The organism is Pseudomonas versuta (genome assembly GCF_001294575.1).
GTDB lineage: Bacteria > Pseudomonadota > Gammaproteobacteria > Pseudomonadales > Pseudomonadaceae > Aquipseudomonas > Aquipseudomonas versuta.
The window spans coordinates 2,492,728-2,512,708 of record NZ_CP012676.1; the positions used below are offsets into that span (position 1 = coordinate 2,492,728).

Below are 19,981 nucleotides of genomic sequence, written 5' to 3' on the forward strand. Positions count from 1 at the left end.
CAGGAAGGTACCGCCGCAATGCATGACGCCATGACTCGCTACATACACGCCGGAAGAACCCCGCAGGCCTTCGGCGGGCTGGTCAACACCCCGATTTTTCGCGGTTCGACCGTCCTGGCGGACAGCTTCGCCAGCTGGGAGGCGAGCAAAAAAAATGGCAATCCTTATTCCAACTATGGACGCTTCGGCACTCCCACCACCCGTTCGTTCGAACAGGCCATGGCCGAGCTGGAAGGGGGTCATGGTTGCCTGGTTTTCCCTTCGGGCCTGGCGGCCTGCACGCATGCCCTGCTGGCTTTTGTCAGTGCTGGCGATCATGTACTGATGACTGACAACATCTACGGCCCCACACGCTCGTTTGCCAGCAACGTGCTGAGCCGCCTGGGAGTTGACGTCGAATATTTCTCACCGCTGATCGGCGCCGGGATTGCTGCACTCATGCGCGCCAACACCCGGGTGGTCTTTGCCGAGTCACCGGGCTCACTGACGTTCGAGGTGGCGGACCTGCCCGCAATCAGCGCGGCGGCCCATGAGGCAGGCGCCTTTGTGCTGCTCGACAATACCTGGGCCTCCCCCTTGTACTTCAAGCCGTTTGAACATGGGGTTGATGTGTCGATTCAAGCGGCGACCAAATATATCGTCGGCCACTCGGACGCCCTGTTGGGCACGGCCACCGCCAACCGCAGGGCCTGGGAAATCCTTAAAGCCGGGGCCCATGATTTTGGACAGACCGCCAGCCCGGACGACTTGTTTCTGGCACTGCGCGGCTTGCGCACCCTGCCGATCCGGCTGCAACAGCACTGGCGCAGCGGCGTGGCACTGGCGCAAAGCCTGAGCGAGCACCCGGGCGTTAGCCAAGTGTTGCACCCGGCCCTTGCCAACGACCCCGGGCACGACCTTTGGAAGCGGGATTTTCTGGGCGCCAGCGGCCTGTTTTCAATACGGGTCAATACCGGGGACACAGCCGTGCTGGGGCGCCTGTTTGATAATTTGAAACTGTTCGGGATCGGGCTTTCCTGGGGCGGCTTCGAGAGCCTGGTAGTCCCGGTTGGCCAGCCTGTGCGCAGTTGCGCCCGACAGGCCGACGAAGGCTATTTGATCCGGGTGCATGCCGGCCTGGAACACATCGACGACCTGATCGAAGACTTCCACCGGGCCCTGGATATCGCCTTTGGAAAATGCTGTGTAGCGGTGGCCTGACCCATACCGCCAAACACCCTGTAGTCGCTGGCGAGTGCAACGAGACTGCGAGAAAGACCGCAGGGCCACGAGGTCTGCTGCGCAGCCCATCGCAGCCTCGTCCCTCGTCAGCGACTACAACTCCCGTTTTTCGTAGCAGTTGCCGAAGGCTACGTCCGGTTGCGCAGTGACCGTCACGCTCGCTACCACCCGAAGCCTGTAGTCGCTGGCGAGTGCAACGAGACTGCGAGAAAGACCGCAGGGCCACGAGGTCTGCTGCGCAACCCATCGCAGCCTCGTCCCTCGTCAGCGACTACAACTCCCGTTTTTCGTAGCAGTTGCCGAAGGCTACGTCCGGTTGCGCAGCGACCGTCACGCTCGCTACCACCTGAAGCCTGTAGTCGCTGGCGAGTGCAACGAGATTGCGAGAAAGACCGCAGGGCCACGAGGTCTGCTACGCAGCCCATCGCAGCCTCCTCCCTCGTCAGCGACTACAACTCCCGTTTTTCGTAGCATTTGCCGAAGGCTACGTCCGGTTGCGCAGCGACCGTCACGCTCGCTACCACCCGAAGCCTGTAGTCGCTGGCGAGTGCAACGAGACTGCGAGAAAGACCGCAGGGCCACGAGGTCTGCTGCGCAACCCATCGCAGCCTCGTCCCTCGTCAGCGACTACAACTCCCGTTTTTCGTAGCAGTTGCCGAAGGCTACGTCCGGTTGCGCAGCGACCGTCACGCTCGCTACCACCTGAAGCCTGTAGTCGCTGGCGAGTGCAACGAGACTGCGAGAAAGACCGCAGGGCCACGAGGTCTGCTACGCAGCCCATCGCAGCCTCGTCCCTCGTCAGCGACTACAACTCCCGTTTTTCGTAGCATTTGCCGAAGGCTACGTCCGGTTGCGCAGCGACAGTCACGCTCGCTACCACCCGAAGCCTGTAGTCGCTGGCGAGTGCAACGAGACTGCGAGAAAGACCGCAGGGCCACGAGGTCTGCTACGCAGCCCATCGCAGCCTCGTCCCTCGTCAGCGACTACGCACCACCAAACATCCACGGGGCGGCAACCCCGCGCCTGTAGTTATGGCGCATAGCGCAGGGGCAATCGCGTGGAATATTTGATTTGTTCCATGGAAAAACTCGAACTGATGTCGGCCAGGCCCGGGATGCGGATCAGCTGTTTATACACCCCGTCATAGGCCGCCACATCAGGGACTGCCACCCGCAACAGGTAATCCGTGTCACCCGCCATCCGGTAAACCTCCACCACTTCATCCACTGCCGAGACGGCGGCGTGAAACTGCGCCAGCCAGTCAGCATTGTGTTGCGTGGTTTTGATCGACACGAACACCACAACCCCGACATTGAGTTTGTGGCCGTCCAGCAAGGCGACCCGGGCGCGGATCACTCCGGACTCTTCCAGCTTCTGAATCCGCCGCCAGCAGGCCGTACTGCCCAGACCGATCTGATCGGCAATCTCGGCCACCGGTCGAGTGCAGTCGGTTTGCAGAATTTGCAGAATTGCCCGGTCAAGCTTGTCCATGGGGGTCTTTACCTTGCGAGGGGACTGTTCAGCCCTTGGCTGCCATTGCGGTCACTTCTACACGCATGCCTGCGACTGCCAGTGCGGCCACACCCACAGCAGCGCGTACCGGCCACGGCTTGGCAAAGAAACGTTTGTAGACCTCGTTGAAAGCCGCGCGATCGGCCATGTCGGTAAGGTAAATGGTCAGATGCATGACCCGGTCCATGGAGCTGCCCGCGCGTTCCAGCGCGACCTTCAGCGCTTGCAGCGTGCACTCGCTCTGCTGGGTGATATCACCCAGCTCCAGGCTGCCATCGGCGCGGGTGGGGATCTGGGTGGAAACCAGCAAACCGGCAAAACCGGCCACGTCGGAGGAGATCGACTGGGTGTCTGGATCGGGGGTAAAGGTGATGTCCTGGTTGGCCATGTAAATCTCTTTTTGTAGGGGGCTGTCACGTTGAAGCGCCACAGTTTACAGCCTCTGCGTGCGTCATTGCTGATTCAGCCCGAATATCCGCATGGCTAAACCCCGGGGCCGGCAATGAACAGCGGCGCGCGGCAGGCCATGTCTGTTGCAGACATGGCCTGCCCTGATCAGGCCTTCACATACACCCAGGCCGTGAGCCCGGACGCCAGCGCTACAGCAACTCGCTGATAGTCCGCCACTTCGTAGGCATCTGCCGCAGCCAGTTCCTGCTCCGATAGCCGGAACACCATGCCCGCCACCCGGTCATCAAGGTTGGTGCTGACACTCACGATGGGATGATGGGTCTTGCCGCTGGTGGCGAGAACCTGCGGGTCGGTGATCTCGACCCATGACTGCTTGTAGCCGGTCATCTGATCCGCCTGGCCTGCCAGTTCGCGACCAAAATTGGCCAGTTGCACGGCCGGGTCCTGCAAGGTGCCATAGGAAAAAAGCAGCACCGGGTTAACTGTGGTTTGCATCATGGGTCTCCAGTAAAAACGGTTGGTCAGGCCAGCAAGTCTTCAAAAAATGCGCCGGAAGGCAGGTCCGGGTGGGCAATCTGGATTTCCAGAATCCACAGCCCTTGATTGGGGTAATGTTCAAAATCCCTCAGGTCACCGCCCCGGTGAACGGCATGGGGGAAATCGCTGACCCGGTGGTCCTTGATATTGAGGTTCAAGACCCAGCCCATCGCCTGAGCAAGACGCATGGACTCAATGTTGTAGCTGGGGCCTACGGCCTCTTTGGGTTGTGCAACCACGGCGTTACTCCTGTATCCACGGGGTCAATCGCTATATCTATAACTATATAGCGATGTCCCTGAACGCCGATATCAGAATGTTTTGCTGCCTACTCGATCAACCCCAATGCCGATCTCTCAGCGCAATGGCGGCAAGCCATAGGCGGCGAGATCAACATCCGCCAGCTGGCGCAAAATCTGGTCGGCGTGATGGTATTTGCTGTCGGCCATGGCCTCATCGGGCACCGCAATGGCGGCCATGTTTGCGGCCTTGGCGGCGGTCACGCCAAAGGGCGAATCCTCGAACACCAGGCAATCTTCAGGTGCAACGCCCAGACGCCGGGCAGCCGTCAGAAAGATATCGGGGGCCGGTTTGGCCGCGCCGACCTCAGGATCGTCGGCGGTCACAATGGTGTCGAACAGTTCAAACCATTCGCGGTGCAAGATGGTCTTGTGCGCAAGGGAATCGCGCGACGAACTGGTGCCCACTGCAATCGGGATCTTATGCGCCTGCAAGTGCCGCACCAGCGCTTCGGCGCCCGGCATGCCCAGGGCCTTGGGGAAACGCTCGCTCAGCAGCGGTTCGCGCACGAGCAGAAACTCGTCCACCGTGAGCGGCAATTCCAGGGCCTTGATCAGAATCGCGGCCAGGTCCCGGGCACCGCGACCGATGATTTGCTGCTTGATGTCCCAGCCGTAGGTTCGGCCGTAACGTGCAGCGATGATCTGTGTCACTTCGCTGTAGATACCCTCGGTATCCAGCAATAATCCGTCCATATCGAAAATCACGGCCTTGATCGGGCCGACAGCAGTGCGCGGTACGTTCATCACAACAAATCCATGGCAAGGGACTAAAAGGATTCAGCACAATAACGGCCCGGCTTGCCCGAATGCCAGCGGCAAGAGAAATAAGTATCGCCCTGGCCGCTAGCAAATTGCGCGCCCCCATCGCTGGCAAGCCAGCTCCTGCAAGGGCGTGGTGAACTCTGGATTTACCTGGCAATGCTGACCTGTGGGAGCTGGCTTGCCAGCGATGGGGGCGTAGCAGTGCTCGTCAGCTAATCACCATCAAGCCCATATGGGCACTGATGGCACCGGCGGATTAATGACTGGCAGGCAAAACAGTAATTCTGCAATCACTGTGTTTCCAGGCATCGCCGGCGCAGACACTACCCTGTTGGCATGCGGCCCGCATTGAACCCATAGAAGGAGTCATCATGAATACTGATTTTGCTGCCTGGGCCTGGAACCCGGGTAAAGGTATCGACGGTTTACAGCTGATCCGCAAACCGCTTTTACAGCCCGCCGCAGGCGAAGTGTTGGTTGCCAACCGCGCCATTGCATTGAACCCGGTGGACTGGAAAATCATTGAGGGCGGTCACCCTGCGTGGCAAACCGGTCGTGTACCGGGCGTGGACGGAATGGGGGTGGTGGTGGCTGCAGGTACCGGTGTAAACATCAAACCGGGCACCCGGGTGGCGTATCACCAGTCACTGGAGCGCGACGGCAGTTTCGCCGAGTACTGCATGCTTGAGGCGGCCAGCGTCCTGCTGGTGCCTGCGGCCCTGGATGACTGCCATGCCGCGGCACTGCCCTGCCCCGGCCTGACCGCCTGGCAGGCACTGGAAAAAATACCGCCAGCCACATCCAGCGACGTACTGGTGGTGGGGGCCGGAGGCGCTGTCGGCCTGTTTCTGGTTCAACTCGCGGTACAACGTGGCTTTCGGGTCTGGGCCACGGCGTCTGCAGCGCACCATGCCAGCCTGAAGACACTGGGTGCCGCCGGGGTGTTTGATTACCGACAGGACACTTGGCAGCACGCCCTGCAAACGACGTTGGGCGAACGCAGATTGCACGCGATATTCGATACCGTCAGCGGCGCGCACGCTGCCACTCTGGCACCGATGCTGGGTTACAACGGGCACCTGGTGTGCATTCAGGATCGTCAGGACGTTGCGCCATTACCGGCCTTCAGCACAGCGATTTCATTGCATGAAGTGGCGCTCAACAGTTTTCACGCCCATGCCGGTCTCAATGATCGCCAGCAACTGCGCCACAACGGCGAACGACTGCTGGGCGCCCTGCTGGAAGGCAGTCTGTCTGGCCCCGGACTGCAGACTTTTGATTTCCAGCAATTGCCGCAGGCCTTGCAGGAACTGAAAAAAGGCGCCGGTGGCAAGTGGATCGCCTGCCTGCCCCCTTCAACGCCTGTTTTGCCGCAGGCGTAAAAGCCGGCTGCTCCCTGTTGCACCTGTGGGCGCTGCAAAGCCGCAGCGCTGGCAAGCCAGCTCCCACAAGGGTTTGTCCTGCCCGGGTCAGGGGCTGGCTGCCCACCGAACCTATTTCTCCAGCTACAGTCAGATACTGCACGTATCTACAGTCAACCGGGGCGCACTTCATGGACACCTTCAAGCACATGCTCAGCAACTGGGAATCTAAAGCCCGGGAATCCGGCGAACGGGTGGAATACACCCTGACCCTCGATAAACATGACCTGGTCAAGATCAAGGCACTGGCACAAGCCTATGGCCTGGATGAAGCGACCATCACTGAGGGGCTTATCCACTCAGCGGTCAAGGAAGCAGAGAAATCGATGCCCTATGTGCAAGGCACTGAAGTGATAAGGGTTGAAGACGGTGAGGAGGTCTATGCAGATGCCGGCAAAACTCCGGCATTCGTCGCAGCAGAACAGACGTTATCCAAGAGTCTGGGCGTCAGCTGATAGCGGCTGCGCTGTCGTTTACCCCGTCAGGGCTGGCAACAGGTCAGTCCTGTACCAGCGGCAGTTTCACCACGAATTCACTGCCCTTGACGTCCCTTTCATTCTTGCCGGTGACTGAACCGTCATGCACTTCAACCAGTTCGCGGACCACCGTCAGGCCAATCCCCAGGCCTGAGCCGCTGAAGCCGACCGCATGCACCTCCTGCATAAATGGCTCGAAGATAACCGGGAAGGCTTTAGTAGAAATACCATAGTGGACAGCCTCAAATTGCCGCCGGCCACAGTCCTGTCGGTGGATGGCCGCAATACAGGGGCTCAGCCGCTACCGCTCATATACCCGCCTGGGCCGAGGGCAGCCCGCAGACTCCGGCTTGCGCGACCAGGCGGATATCCACCCTGCGGTTGGCCGCTCTGCCCAGGGCGCTGTCATTAGCGGCAATCGGTTGCCTGCCGGCCTCGCCCTGAACAACAAAGCAATCGTCAGGCATATCGCCCATGCGCTGCATCCAGTTGCGCACGGCCAGGGCCCGGGCATATGAAAGTTGCAGATTGCGCTGCGCGTCACCCGAGGAGTCGGTGTGCCCGACGATCACCACCCGCCAGCCGGGCTGGGCCTTGATGCTGTCCAGGGCATTGATCAGCACTTTGGTAGAACCGGGCTTGAGCTCGGCACTGCCGGCTTCAAACAACGACAGGCTGTCCAGCCGCACGGGGTCGGGCGCGGTCCGGGCCTGGCTGCTGGCAGCGGCCATCACACTCCACCACCACAAACCGCAGGCCACAGCCAGTGCAGCCACCAGCCCCAGCAGCCACAGAACGATGCGGTACTTGCGGGCCAGCCAGGCGTCAGGCGGCACTTGCGGCATAGGGCTGGCAGGCAGGATTACCACCGGAACCGCCGGCATGATCAGCGCCGGTTCGACCGCCCGGGTCGAAACCGGCAACATCTCCCCCGACAATCCGTTGCGCTGCAGGCGCTGCATCAGGCTGGCAACCTGGTGCCGCAGCGCCTGCAACGAGACCAGCGGCACCTGCCCCAGGCTCTCCAGGCGCCTGGACAGTCGCTGCAGCTCACTGTCCAGGCGCTCAAGCGCGGCCAGCATGTGCCAGGTGATTTCCTGGCGTCGCAGCAATGGCTGCAACTGGTCAAACAGCCAGGCCAGGATATCCATGCGCACCGACACCATTGGCGGCCACAGGGCTGGCCATTCACTGCACAGCGCCTCGATCAGGGCCACGCCTTGCGCCATGCCCTCCAGGCCGTAGCGCTGGCTGCGGGCCAGGGTCAAAGAGACGACAGTTTGCAGCTCTGCGCCATTGTGGTGGAACAACGTCAGGCATAACTGCTCGACCCTGGCCCAGTCAACGTCCGGGCACGCCGGATGGCTCAACTTGGCCAACTCGTCACGTAACGCGGTAAATTCACTGAAACCGCGCGGGTCGCCACCCACACGGATACGCATTTCAAATAACGCTGTCATCGAGCTTCCCTTGCATGAGGTTTACGGCAGCGGCAAATAGTTCTGCCGCTTCAGATGGCGCACCAGCACTTTGCCTTCGGCCCCCAGACTCGTGCCGAAGGTCACCTGCCCGCCCCCTTTGAGCTGCGCATGCAGGGCATATTCCAGATGACCCGGCCGGGTCTGCTCCAGCAGGTCGATATGCAGCGCAGCCAGGCGCGGCTCGTACTTGAGCAAGGTGTTGACCAACGTGCCCATCAGCTCGTGCGCGGCGCCCGGCAGTCCTTGCAGGGTCAGGCCCATGTCCGGCAAGCCGTAGTCCGGCAGGTGGCTGAGCGACCCTGCCCGGCTGTTGAGGATGCGTTGCAGGTTGTCCAGCACTGACAGGGTGTACTGGTCCTCTTCCGGGACGCTGTAAAGGTCCAGCTCGCCGTCGAAATTCTGTAGCAGCGTTTCGTAGAGCGAAGGATTGATCTGGCTCACGGCTCACTCCTGCGCCAGCGGTTGCAAGGTCAGCCGGTTGTTGCCCAGCTCGATCACCCGCGCCCGCTGCGGGTCCAGCTCATCGCGGCCCAGCGTCAGGCGCCAGGTGTGCAGGCGGGTATCGGGGGTGCGAAACAACGCAACCACCGTGACGAACTGCGCATCGTTATCCAGCGCCATGTTCAGGTGCGCGCCCGCTGCTGGCTTGACCACCAGCGCCCGCTGCGCCAGCAAATCGGCACGCAGCAGATTGTCGGCATCGTTCAGCACGCTGTCGTACCCAGCCTTGTTCAGCGCCTTGATGTCGCGCAGCTGATAGACCCGCACCACGGTGGACACCGACACACCACTCATATCCGCCTCGTCAGTGTTCATCCCTGCGCGGGCGCTAAAGTCCAGGTGCAGGGTTTTCACCTGCTTGTAGAAGATCGCCCGGGTCGTAGACGAGCCGGTGTCGGACAGGCTCTGGGTCAGGCCGCAGCCGCCCAGCAGTACACCGAATACTGCCACCGGCAATAGATTAAAAACGGTACGCGACATGCTGTGCTTCTCTGTACTGGGGGTTGCTGTGCAGGCCTTGGTATCGGCCCAGATTGATGGTGACAATTTCGTCTGCCTCGACCGGCCTGGCCTCGCTGCCCAGCACCCCGGTCATGCCCAGCAGCACCGGCGCACCACCGAGCACAGGTTTGGGCAGGCTGCGCAGCGGCAACGACAGCTGCAATATCGCGGTGCATCGCCAGCCCAGATACACCCGCAGCAACACCAGCAAATCACTGTGCAACGGATTACCCGGCAACCAGCCACGCGCTTCGTCCGGGTCCTCGGTGAACAGCGCCAGGTGCAACTGACTGTTGACGTCATGGCCGACGCTGCCCAGCGGCGTGCCCCGGGACAAGCTCACCGGGTCACTGGCCGACAGGCTGGCCGGCTGCGCCAGTGCCACTTTCTGTGGCCAGTTCGGGGTCACCCGGGCCCGGGTATGGGGGCCAGCAACTTGACCAGCGCCATGATCCCTTCGGCGTTGCGGGTGGGCAGACGCATCACCCCCAGTAACGCCAGGAAGCGCGATACTGGCGTTGCGATCTGCTTGGCAGTGCCAGGAATCCCCAGGCCAATCAGCCCCAACAGGCATTGCGAAGTTGCATCACGGCCACCGGCCTCGAACGTCGCCAGGTAGGAGTACTTGCGCCAGATGCGATAGAACTGGGTGAAGATCCGGTGGTTGAAAATATCCAGGAACGCCTCCAGGGCATCATGGCCTTCGCGACGCTGGGCAATATCATCCAGATAGCTCGTCGGCATTGGCGAGTCGATGCCGTACAGGCCCAGCAGACGGGTGCGTACCGTGGCCGGACGGTCAGGATGGTGCGCATCGGTTTCGATGGCCTTGAGCTCACCCGCAGGAAAACCCATGCCGGGGTCGGGGCGAAAACGCACCGGGTCATCCGCCGGGTGCGCAGTACTGCCCAGCGGCGGGTGGTCGGGCAAAGCCTGTTCCAGCAGCTGACAGAAACGGTACATACCGGCTTCGGCGACCCGCCCTTGCAGCGCTTGCAGCACACCGGCGGCTTTCAGCCGGGTATACGCTGACTGTGGTTCTCGTTCCATCGCAGGCACTTCCCTTCAGGTTGCAAGATCAGCGTGAGCTGGTTGAATAAATGAATGTCGGCATACAGGCCAAAGAAGCGATGGAGCATTTCGCCGAACAGGCTGATGTCGCCCTCCCCCGAAAAGCCGCTGCTGTCCAGGGTCACTTCGATATCCACCCCGCGCAGCAGAAAACCTTTCTCGAAGCGCTGCACCAGATGATGGCGAACCCCGACAATCGCCTCCAGTCGACGCCGGTTCAGCTCGCTGGCAGTCCAGTCGTATAACGCCAGCGTGCCGCGCAGCACCTCGGCACTGTCGAGCATCGGCAAGAAGTTCGACCCCAGATGGCTGAGCACGCGCCAATGAAAACGATCCCGGTCAGGGGGGTAGCACGGCAGGCTGGGGGCACACAGATTGCGCACCCGCAGGCCGCTGCGGATGGTCTGCACCAGCGTGTCGAGCAAGGTGCTTTGCAACGCCTTGCGCGGTAACAGACCGTTGGTGCCGGTCAGGCGCAATGACAGGCTTTCGCCGTCTTTGAGCAGGTCCTTGTCGAAGCCCTCCCCCCCCAGGATCAGCCAGGTGTCGTGCAGCCCCTTGGCCGAACGCTTCAAACGGGTATGGAAATAACGCTCCGGCGCGTCGTCGCGCAGCATCCCGCCCTTGTGCCGAAAGCTGGTGAACGGCACATAGTCCTGGCGTACGGCATCCTTTGATGAAGTGACCTGGTCCACCGAATAAATTTCCGTGTGCCCGTCCTGTAACCGCATGGGCCGCAGCAGGTAGTCGCTCTGCAACGGCGCCAGGGTCAGCGGATCGGCCTCCAGCGTGAACAGGTTGATCACCGGCACGCAATGCAGGCGAATATGCTCGCTGCTCACACTGAATGCCTGCGGCCAGGGCTCGCGCAGCACCACCTCCAGTTCGAACCAGGGGGTAGCGGGCGCAAGGTTCAGTTGTTCGAGACCACAGAGGGTGACGAACATGAACTTCTCGCGGAAGGTGAAGTACTCCAGCAACAATTGATAGCCGCTGAACGCGCTGTCCCCTTTGGGCCACAGGCGGTCCTCGTCGGCAAAGCCCCTGGGCGCAAAATGCGCGTCCAGTGGCTGGCGCTCCTGCTCCGGCAGGCGCGAGTACAGCGCCTGCATGTTCAGGGTCAGCGCCTGGTGCAAGGCACTGGCCAGCGGCGCGTCGGCATTGAGGTACAACGCCAGGCGGCTGAGGTCGATCTGGCTCCAGTCGGTCAACCCGCCGCAGCTAAAACGCAGCCGCAGCAGCGAACGGCCATCCGCCTCATGGGCCAGGCGCACCGATTCCAGGGCCAGCGGCTGCACGGCCAGATCCTGGGTGGTGGTGTAACGGCAGCGGGTGCGTTGCGGGCCGATCGGCCGGGATAACACCTCAAAGCCCCTGGCAATCGCCTCGCTGTGCTTCATTTGCGCAAGATCGGGTGCCAGTTCGATGATCGAAAGCGAGGGAATGGTGCGCAAATAATGGGGCCACAGCAGGCTGACGAGCCCCTCGGTCAGCTCCGGCAGATCATCGTCGAGCTTCTCGCGCAGGCGCCCCATCAAGAACGCAAAGCCCTCGAACAGGCGCTCCACATAGGGGTCTTGTGCCCCCGGCTTGTCCAGATTGAGCTGGCTCGCCCGGTCCGGGAATGCTTCGGCGAACTCCTTGCCGGCTTCGCGCAGGTAACGCATTTCGGCGTCGAAGTAGCGCAGTGTCAAATTGTCCATGCTCACAAAAATATTCCACATCACAGAGAGTTAGGCGCACAGCACCGCAGCGCGTACCGGGTCAATCGCCACCAGTGCGCCCAGCAGCGATTCGGTACGACGGGCCAGGGCCGGTTTGTCGGCATCGTTGCGTTGCGCTTTCAACCGCAACAGCTTGAGCAGGCGGGCCTTGACCTCAAAGTTCAGCTCCGGCTCCCACACCGACAAGGCCTGGTGCTGCGCGGTAGCGTCCAGATCGGTCAGCAGGTGCATGGCCAGATCAGCCTTGCCGTATTGCTCGGCCACGCGGGCCATCAGCAGCCGCAGCAGCCAGCGCTGACGCCCGGTCTGGAGCCTGGGCCGGGCCGCCAGCCAGGCCAGCGCCGCGTCCACCCCGTCGCTGTCGGCCTGGACCCGGGCTTCGTCCTCCAGCGCCAGGATCTCGGCGTCCGAGCTGCTCACTTGCACCTTGGGTGCCGGCAGCCATTGCTGCACGCGATTGCCGCTGACGTGGCGGGCGATCCAGTCGCGAGTGGTCTCGTCGGCGAAGGGCGTACCGTCGCTCCATAGCAACAGCTCCAGGCCCGGCAGGCGTTCGAGGAGCATCCCCAGATCACGCTGGACGATATCGGCCCAACCCTCCAGAGGCGCCGGTTGTTTGCTCAGTGCCTGATGCAGGTACCACTGCAAATCCAGCCAGAAATGGTTCACCCCCTCGGCGTATACCCGCTCCACCTGATCGAGCAATTCGCCCCAGCTTTGCTGCAGATACAGGCGTTTGAGTTGCGCCCGATAATCACTGCGCGGCGCAGCCAGACGCGTCTTGCCGCCAGCGTCCTCGGGCGGCACCTGATGCACCGTGTCCCAGCGCAGACTCTTCATCAGGCGATGGGCTGCCAGCCAGCCATGGGGTTGCTCGCGCAAATACCCGGCCAATGCCCGGCCGGTATCCAGCAGGTCGCGGCCGGACTTGATCGCCGTGGCGCTCGGCGCCGCACTTTGCACGACCGACGCGTGACTGACACTGTGCTGCGGCACCAGCGCATCCACCCCGCCGGACCGGTTCAACCGCGCGGACAACGCGCCATACAGCGCCCCCAGCGCCGGTCGCTGATCCTGGGGCCAGGCCTCAAGCCCGCGCTCCAGCCAGGCCAGCGCCGCGACCGTACGCTCGGCCTCGCTGCGCACCACCTCGGGGTACAGCGACAGGCTGTCCAGCACCTTGGTCCCGGCCAGCCATTCCAGAGCCATCTTGCGGCTATTGGGGCGCGGCGGCAGCACCTGCTCGGGGTAACGCTCCAGCAACGCCGCCAACAGACCAAGCCCGTCAGCCAGCCCGGCCTCACCGTCGCGGTGCAAACGCGCCCACAAGTAATACGTCGCCACCCGCAGGTCCTTACAGGTATGGGTGAACAGCTTGTGCGCCAGTTCCACCACCCGCTCGGCATCCGCCCCGGACATCTTGTTGACCTCTTCACGCATGCGCTGGAAGTCATCGTCATAGCCCGGGTCCTGCCCCACCGGCGACTCTGCGCTGACGGGCTCGAGCCAGGGTTACCAGTGTTCGGCCTGACTGCGCGCCACCCCCAGAGGGTCACGCTCGCCCAGGCACTGAGTAATCAAGGTTTGCAGAGTCATTCAAAGCTTCCATTCTGTGCATAAGACATTTTTGCGGCGTTCTCACCAGCACCAAACACCCGTATTGCGTAGCAGTTGCCGAAGGCTACGCCCCGACCATCACACTCATTGCCGCCCACCTGTAGTCGCTGACGAGGCACGAGGCTGCGATGGACTGCGCGGCAGGCCCCGCAATTGAAGGCCCTGCGGCCCTTATCGCAGCCTCGTTCCTCGTCAGCGACTACAACTCCGCTTTTCGTAGCAGTTGCCGAAGGCTACGTCCGGTCGCACAGCGACCATCACGCTCGTTGCCACCCACCTGTAGTCGCTGACGAGGCACGAGGCTGCGATGGACTGCGCAGCAGGCCCCGCAATTGAAGGCCCTGCGGCCCTTATCGCAGCCTCGTTCCTCGTCAGCGACTACAACTCCGCTTTTCGTAGCAGTCGCCGAAGGCTACGTCCGGTCGCACAGCGACCATCACGCTCATTGCCGCCCACCTGTAGTCGCTGACGAGGCACGAGGCTGCGATGGACTGCGCAGCAGGCCCCGCAATTGAAGGCCCTGCGGCCCTTATCGCAGCCTCGTTCCTCGTCAGCGACTACAACTCCGCTTTTCGTAGCAGTCGCCGAAGGCTACGTCCGGTCGCGCAGCGACCGTAATCCAGCGTGCACAATGGCTCCGGTTTCACTCGTCAGCTGCTACGAAGGTTTTCACAGGGTTTTTGCGCCGTTCTCGCCAAGGAATATCTGCCCCGGCAGCGTGAAGTTGCGCAACTTGAGCAAGGCCAGCGGCCCGGCATCCAGTTCGGTGCGCAGGTGCCAGGTCAACCCCAGCCCGTCCGGAGCATCGAGCACCAGCCGGTAGCGGCTCTCTCCATCATTCAGCGGCGTGACCCGGGCTTGTTCCAGCAGGCGGATCAACCCCCAGGTGCCCGGGTAATCACCAAACAAACGTTCGCCGGTGCGCACGCTGATCCAGCTCAGGCTCGCCCCCGGATGGTCGCTGCTGCCCGGCCAGTTGAAGCGCTGCCAGAACTCTCGCTGGTTGAAGTACTCATGTTTGGCCCCGTTGAAAATGAAGGTGGTCTGCACCACATCGCGCACCGCTTTGCCTTGCAACTCAAAGCTCAGGCCCATGCCACCGTCGGTGTAGAGCACATCCGCCAAGTGGCTCAGCTGGTTGATCGCCGCCACAAACTGCGGGGTCAAACGCAGGCCCTGCGCATGCTGAGGGTAGGCCACCCAGCGGCTGCCTTCCTTGCGCAAGACCCCGCTCAGCTGGCTTTGTAAAAAACGTTCGATGCGCCCCGAATCAGCCCGAATCATTTGCCCCAGCATCGCCAGCGAGGCATCGCTGCGGGTGTCGGCAAACGGGTAGCGCCCGACAAAAGCCGCCTGCCAGTCGCTGACAATCGCCCGCTGCCACTGGCTGTTGAGCCCCGCCGCCGAGGGCTGCAGCACCCGTTGCCAGGCTTGCTCCAGCGGTTGCACGAACAGCGTCTGGCCGACGTTGCTCCACTGTTCGCCAAGGCTGGCGGCCACCAGGCTGGCGTAGGACCGGGTGTCGGTGAGGTCGATGCTCTTGCCCTGAAACACGCTTTGCGCCAGCGCCTGGGTCATGGCCTGCGGGTCGGGCGCGGTGCTCACTTGCTGCAGTTTCAAGCGCACCCGGGTGACCCGAGTCAGGTAGGCCTGCAGGCTCAAGCGCTCGGTCTCGGTATTGCCCGCCGGGTCCTTGCCCAGCAAGCTCAGCAGCGGACCGAACGTGGCGTCCAGCGGGCTGCCCGGGCCACGGACTTGCTGGTCGATCGCTTCGACCTTGTCCTGGTTCATCAACTGCTGCGCCGACTTCATCAGCGAGTCAGCCAGGGCCTGGCTGCGGGTGCCGGCCTGGCCCTGATAGGCCAGGGTGTTCATCAGCGCAATCAGCGGCGACTGGCGCACATCGCTGATCAGGGTCAATTGATCGATCACCCCCGGCAAGCTGGCGGCCTGCTGCCAGCGCAGGCTGTTGAGAAAATCCAGCCAGGCGTTGGCGTAGTCCTGAAAGTAGCGTTCGGTGAGGCGTTCGCGCAGTTCGTCAGGGGTCAGTTGTTGGGCGATCTCGGCCTGATTGTCGCTGAGCACCCAGTCGATTTCCTCGCGCCGGGCGTCGGCGATCTGTTCAATCCCCCGGCGCACCTGACCCTCCCAGGCCTGGCGGGTGAACACCCCCGGCACCCGCGCCGCCGTGGAGAACAGCGCCGCCGCGTCGGTTTCAGCCACCATCTGCTGCAAGCTCAAATCAGGGTAATGATGGGCCGCCGCGTCGAGCACCTGACGGTACAAGTGGGTGTCGGCGTTGCGCTGGCCCAACTGGCTGAGCAGGATCTGGCGCGCCTGCGCCACCAGCCCCGGGTCGGCCTTGATGGCCCACTGCGGATTCGCCGCCAGATGCTCACCGTAGAACTGCCACAGGCTCGGCGACAGCGCTTGCCAGAGCCCCGGCGACACCCCGTCGCGCAGCGGGTCGGCGTTGCCCAGCGCCTTGACCAAAAAGCTCGCATCGGCTTTTTCCGGGCGCGCCAGCATCAAGTAGGCCTTCAATTGTTCATAGGCGCCTTGCGCCCGTTCGGCCCGTTGCGGGCTGCCCGCCGGCGAGCGGATCAAGGCATTGAGCTGGCGCTGCAACCTGGCCGTCGTCAGGTCACGCAGCACGCTATTGTTGGCCTCGACATAGCGCGGCCACATGACCTCCAGCAGGTGCTGGTTCTGGCTCAGGCCAAAACGCAGATACCAGGGCTCGCCATGTTCGGCGCGATAATCCAGGCGTCCCAGCTCGCGCACCAGATCGTTGAACGCCCTCAGTTGCTCGTCCGCATTGCCCGGCTGCTGCAACGCCGCCAAGGAGCTTTGCACTTGGGCGATCTGCACCCGGTTGCTGATAAACGACAGCAACAACCCCGCGCCCCACACCAGCGCCAAACCCAGCGCTAGCCCATAAGCAACCCGCGGAGCGCTCCAGCCCAATCGACGGCGCCCGGACTTGTCGCCCAGCACCCCGTGCCACGCCGCAGGTGCCAGCCAGTCATGTTTCGATTCATGGGTCGGGGCCGCCAGCGGCAGGCTGAACCACAACCCGCGCAACGGCACGCCATGGCCGAAACAGGCGGCCAGCCGCGCCAGGGTACACCGCCAGCGGGCAATGCCCCCGACCTGCAAATCCCGCGACAGACGCAGCAAAAAATCGTGACTCCTGTCGGTGTTCATCTGCTCCAGCCCCTCACGACGCAGAGGCTCGAGCAAGGTATTCAGCGCAGTTTCCAGCGCCGCAGCGCTGTCTCGTGCAGGCAACCGGCAACCGACCTCCTGCAGCTTGCGCGAGGGCTGCGGCCAGGCACTCTCGCAGACCTGCCACAGGTACAACGGCAACTGCCAGTGCAGGCTGCGGGCCAGGCTCTGCAACTGCCGCGCACCCGAGGTCGTTGCCCCGTCATCGGCGTACTGGGCTGCAGTCAATGCCCAGACCACCCCGTCCAGCGCACGCCAGCGGCTGAGCCCGGCCCAATTGCGCTGGAACGACTCTGCCGCCAGCAGCGCGCTGCCACCCCACAACAGCACGGTGCCCTGCCCCTCCAGCCACTTCTGCGCGGCCAGGGTCGGAGCCACGGCTTCGATTTCTGCCGGCTCACCCACCACCAGCAACAGCCGGACTTTATAGCGCCAGAAGAGGCCGTATTGGGTTTGCAAATATTGAGTTAACTGCGACTGGTGATCCGGTGTATCCGGCTTCTTGGAAGGTGACAATGGCGACCAACGGGAGCCATATACCAGCTTGCGGATCCCGCGCAGAACAATCTGCCAGGTGATGAGTGCCATACCGAACAATAATGCCCACAGCAATAAGCCCTTAAGCAGCAGTTCCTGCATGACGGCACGACTGCTGACCCGGGGCTCCATCAACCACCACCAGATCATCGCGCCCGTAGCCACCAGCAACGCCAGGATCACCGCAAGCAGTAAGGCCGTACTCCAGGGGGAGATTTTTGGAGAATCAACTGTTTGAGTCATGGGGGTGCACGATTCCAAGGGCCAGAGTGTGATGAGGGTCGTTCGCCAGCCAGGCGCAAGGCACCTGATGCTGCTCGACATACCAGGCAGCCAGCGTTTGTACGACCATGGCTTGCAGACTTTCCAGGGCGCCAAAATTGGCGTCTTGCACGTGCTGCCTGGTGTTCCAGCCGGAAGCAGACAGATCAGGCACCTTAGGCTGAGAAAACGTCACGCAGATTGGCGTCGGTGCCGCCAGCTCGCTCTGTTGTAGCGCTCGCCTGGCCACCGCAGGCAGGGAGTCCGTATCTGCCGCAAACCATTCCCCCCGAGAAAAGCCCACGCCACCTTCCGGGCCGAGCACCCAGAGCACCGCGGCTTCGCCTGCCGGCAAGCGGCTTTCCTGCTGCAAAGGCGAAGACTCGCAACCGGCACAGAGAATGCGGGCAGTTGCAGGAGCACCCTGCAGTTGATCAATAACCGCATCCAGGCTCTGCATCCCCTGCCACGGTTCGGGCTGATCGGGCAGTTGAACCTGCGCCTAACAGCGTGCCATCTGCTCGACAAATGCTTGCCAGGCCGCCATTGAGCCCTGCCAGTAGCAACGTAATGGCTCAACGGCTGAATCTTCAGTGCGCTGCTGTTGCCACTGTAGAGCGAGCAAAATCGCCAGATTGCGCTCACGTTCGGCGACCTCTTTCCCAAACACCTGACCCAGGCGTAACGTCTGACCTTCGTCGGTTTTAGCCGGTGCGGGAGGCTGATGGTCCGGACTGAACAGCCGGCGCCCGTGTTGTGATGTGCTGCATGTCGCGCCCAACAGTACAGACTCGACCAGCGCGACCTTCTCCCGATGGCGCTTCCACCAGACCTCACCTGCTTGCTGCGCCGCCTCGGCATAACACAGTGCGTTATGCCGATTGAAGCGCACGTACAACACGCGCAACAACAGGGCCAGCAGCCATACCAGCACTGCTAAAGCGCCACCGACAACCGCCGTGCGCGGCTCGATAAACGAACCCAAAGCCACACCGGCACTGCCCGACAGCACCAGCAATGCAACAGCCCATGCCAGCCAGCGCGAATACACCGGCGCCGGTGCCACGGGATAGGCGGCAAACTCGGGCGCGGTATTCATGAAGCCACCAGACTGTCTGGCATTGAACTGACCAGCGTGCAGCCACAAGCGCTGCGATGACCGTGCAATGCCGCCGGCCGGTCATTTATATGCAGCAGATCACTGCCTTCGGCGATCTCGGTCCGGCCGTGCAGATTGCAGTGCACCGCATCGCCCTGACAGGCAATCGGCTTGCCGTGACACTCGTAATGTCCCTCCAGCACTTCGCCTCCATATTCTCTTAACGTGTCTCCCTGACGGATCACCGGTTTCATCGCTACACCTCCAGATATAGGCTGCACATTACTGCGGACATGATTGAGGCTCCGGCAAGTGCAGCGGGGTTTTGATCGGGTATTCGGGGCTGCCGTAGGCATCACAGGACGTAGTGACCTGGAGCTCATCGCACGGCAGAAAGTGCACGGTCAGGCCGCAGACTTTTTGACCGGTGTAGTCGGGGACGGGGACTACTTTGCTGTGTTGGCGTTTTTGAGCCTCCATTTTTTCAAGCCAAGAGTTATAGCGGGCTCGATCAGCAAAACCGGGAAAACCTTTAGAACCTGCTACACCCGTTTCCCAATCAACACGCACCGTCAGCCCCGGTTGCCAGCGCGACGGTGCGCTGTAACAGCAACCTCCCCCGCCACCCTGATACGGGCCGATGATGTCGAGGCCCGAACGGCCGTCCACACTGAAGCGGTTAATGGCCCAGTGGGTGTGATTGATGGCTTCGAGTGTGCTGGCCTGAGCGCTTTGCACGAGCACAGCCCCGACCATGGCGCAGATTCTGACGAGCAAACGGCTCTTTATTGCGGACATGACTGAGGCTCCGGCAGGTGCAGTGGGGTTTTGATCGGGTATTCGGGGCTGCCGAAGGCGTAGCAGGACGTAGTGACCTGGAGCTCATCGCACGGCAGGAAGTGCACGGTCAGGCCACAGACTTTTTGGCCGGTGTAGTCGGGGACGGGGACTACTTTGCTGAGTTGGCGTTTTTGGGCATTCACTTTTTGCTTCCATGCAAAATACTTAGGCCTATCGGCAAAACCGGGAAATTCATCCGCAAGTTCACTGACTCCACTTGCCCCCGTTTCCCAATCAACACGCACCGTAAGCCCCGGCTGCCAGCGCGACGGCGCGCTGTAACAGCAACCTCCCCCGCCACCCTGGTACGGGCCGATGATGTCGAGGCCCGAACGGCCATCCACACTGAAGCGGTTGATCGCCCAGTGGGTGTGATTGATGGCTTCGAGCGTGCTGGCCTTGGCGTTGTGCACGAGCAAAACGCCAACTAGCGTACCGAGCAAGACGCTGCGATACCTGCCGTCCCTGGATCTGGGCAT

18 protein-coding genes and 3 pseudogenes are annotated in these 19,981 nt (G+C 62.2%); 3 read left to right on the forward strand and 18 right to left on the reverse strand.

What is annotated here, in order from left to right; genetic code table 11:
• Positions 1-30: 30 nt before the first annotated feature.
• Positions 31-1,200, forward strand: coding sequence for a cystathionine beta-lyase (gene metC / locus AOC04_RS10915; protein WP_237178909.1), 1,170 nt, complete (start codon positions 31-33; stop codon positions 1,198-1,200).
• Positions 1,201-2,250: 1,050 nt separating this feature from the next.
• Here the strand turns inward: metC and AOC04_RS10920 are convergent.
• The 5 genes and pseudogenes from AOC04_RS10920 to AOC04_RS10940 form a co-directional block, all read right to left on the reverse strand.
• The gene (locus AOC04_RS10920) at positions 2,251-2,712 is read right to left on the reverse strand and encodes an Lrp/AsnC family transcriptional regulator (protein WP_060693265.1); all 462 of its coding nucleotides are present in this window, start codon (positions 2,710-2,712) and stop codon (positions 2,251-2,253) included.
• A gap of 28 nt (positions 2,713-2,740) precedes the next feature.
• Entirely contained in the window at positions 2,741-3,121 is a 381-nt protein-coding gene (locus AOC04_RS10925; protein WP_060693267.1) for a RidA family protein, read from the reverse strand.
• 167 nt (positions 3,122-3,288) lie between these two features.
• On the reverse strand, positions 3,289-3,642 hold the full coding sequence (locus tag AOC04_RS10930; RefSeq protein WP_060693269.1) for a gamma-glutamylcyclotransferase family protein: 354 nt from the start codon (positions 3,640-3,642) through the stop codon (positions 3,289-3,291).
• A 23-nt stretch (positions 3,643-3,665) separates the two neighbouring features.
• Positions 3,666-3,860, reverse strand: a pseudogene (locus tag AOC04_RS10935) (M24 family metallopeptidase); the annotation flags it as partial.
• 177 nt (positions 3,861-4,037) lie between these two features.
• A complete protein-coding gene (locus AOC04_RS10940; RefSeq protein ID WP_060693273.1) occupies positions 4,038-4,727 on the reverse strand; it encodes an HAD-IA family hydrolase in 690 nt (229 codons plus the stop codon).
• 389 nt (positions 4,728-5,116) lie between these two features.
• Here AOC04_RS10940 and AOC04_RS10945 point away from each other — a divergent pair, with 389 nt between their 5' ends.
• Positions 5,117-6,127 (forward strand): zinc-binding dehydrogenase, encoded by a 1,011-nt coding sequence (locus tag AOC04_RS10945; RefSeq protein ID WP_060693275.1) that lies wholly within the window; start codon positions 5,117-5,119, stop codon positions 6,125-6,127.
• A 170-nt stretch (positions 6,128-6,297) separates the two neighbouring features.
• Positions 6,298-6,621 carry a hypothetical protein gene (locus AOC04_RS10950; RefSeq protein WP_060693277.1) on the forward strand — a complete coding sequence of 108 codons (324 nt, stop codon included), beginning with the start codon at positions 6,298-6,300 and terminating at the stop codon, positions 6,619-6,621.
• 43 nt (positions 6,622-6,664) lie between these two features.
• Here the strand turns inward: AOC04_RS10950 and AOC04_RS23475 are convergent, their stop codons facing one another.
• From AOC04_RS23475 to AOC04_RS11005, 13 genes and pseudogenes are all read right to left on the reverse strand, one after another.
• Positions 6,665-6,829, reverse strand: coding sequence for an ATP-binding protein (locus AOC04_RS23475; RefSeq protein ID WP_082363696.1), 165 nt, complete (start codon positions 6,827-6,829; stop codon positions 6,665-6,667).
• A 121-nt stretch (positions 6,830-6,950) separates the two neighbouring features.
• On the reverse strand, positions 6,951-8,102 hold the full coding sequence (locus AOC04_RS10955) for an OmpA family protein (protein ID WP_060693279.1): 1,152 nt from the start codon (positions 8,100-8,102) through the stop codon (positions 6,951-6,953).
• Between the two features lie 21 nt (positions 8,103-8,123).
• On the reverse strand, positions 8,124-8,564 hold the full coding sequence (gene tssE, locus AOC04_RS10960) for a type VI secretion system baseplate subunit TssE (RefSeq protein WP_060693281.1): 441 nt from the start codon (positions 8,562-8,564) through the stop codon (positions 8,124-8,126).
• Between the two features lie 3 nt (positions 8,565-8,567).
• Positions 8,568-9,104, reverse strand: coding sequence for a type VI secretion system lipoprotein TssJ (tssJ, locus tag AOC04_RS10965; protein WP_060693283.1), 537 nt, complete (start codon positions 9,102-9,104; stop codon positions 8,568-8,570).
• Positions 9,085-10,175, reverse strand: a pseudogene (tssG, locus tag AOC04_RS10970) (type VI secretion system baseplate subunit TssG). Before tssG ends, tssJ begins: the two are co-directional and overlap by 20 nt.
• Entirely contained in the window at positions 10,139-11,905 is a 1,767-nt protein-coding gene (tssF, locus tag AOC04_RS10975) for a type VI secretion system baseplate subunit TssF (RefSeq protein WP_060693284.1), read from the reverse strand. Before tssF ends, tssG begins: the two are co-directional and overlap by 37 nt.
• A gap of 24 nt (positions 11,906-11,929) precedes the next feature.
• Positions 11,930-13,516: pseudogene (gene tssA, locus AOC04_RS10980) on the reverse strand (type VI secretion system protein TssA).
• Positions 13,517-14,206: 690 nt separating this feature from the next.
• The gene (locus AOC04_RS10985; RefSeq protein WP_237178910.1) at positions 14,207-17,545 is read right to left on the reverse strand and encodes an ImcF-related family protein; all 3,339 of its coding nucleotides are present in this window, start codon (positions 17,543-17,545) and stop codon (positions 14,207-14,209) included.
• Positions 17,529-18,023 carry a hypothetical protein gene (locus AOC04_RS24165; RefSeq protein ID WP_237178911.1) on the reverse strand — a complete coding sequence of 165 codons (495 nt, stop codon included), beginning with the start codon at positions 18,021-18,023 and terminating at the stop codon, positions 17,529-17,531. The genes AOC04_RS10985 and AOC04_RS24165 overlap by 17 nt, the downstream gene beginning before the upstream one ends.
• A 42-nt stretch (positions 18,024-18,065) precedes the next feature.
• Positions 18,066-18,662, reverse strand: coding sequence for a hypothetical protein (locus tag AOC04_RS24170; RefSeq protein WP_237178914.1), 597 nt, complete (start codon positions 18,660-18,662; stop codon positions 18,066-18,068).
• On the reverse strand, positions 18,659-18,916 hold the full coding sequence (locus AOC04_RS10995; RefSeq protein WP_060693285.1) for a PAAR domain-containing protein: 258 nt from the start codon (positions 18,914-18,916) through the stop codon (positions 18,659-18,661). The genes AOC04_RS24170 and AOC04_RS10995 overlap by 4 nt, the downstream gene beginning before the upstream one ends.
• Positions 18,917-18,944: 28 nt before the next feature.
• Positions 18,945-19,460 (reverse strand): DUF3304 domain-containing protein, encoded by a 516-nt coding sequence (locus tag AOC04_RS11000; RefSeq protein WP_060693288.1) that lies wholly within the window; start codon positions 19,458-19,460, stop codon positions 18,945-18,947.
• Positions 19,448-19,981: a DUF3304 domain-containing protein gene (locus tag AOC04_RS11005; RefSeq protein WP_082363699.1), complete on the reverse strand. Its 534-nt coding sequence runs from the start codon at positions 19,979-19,981 to the stop codon at positions 19,448-19,450. The genes AOC04_RS11000 and AOC04_RS11005 overlap by 13 nt, the downstream gene beginning before the upstream one ends.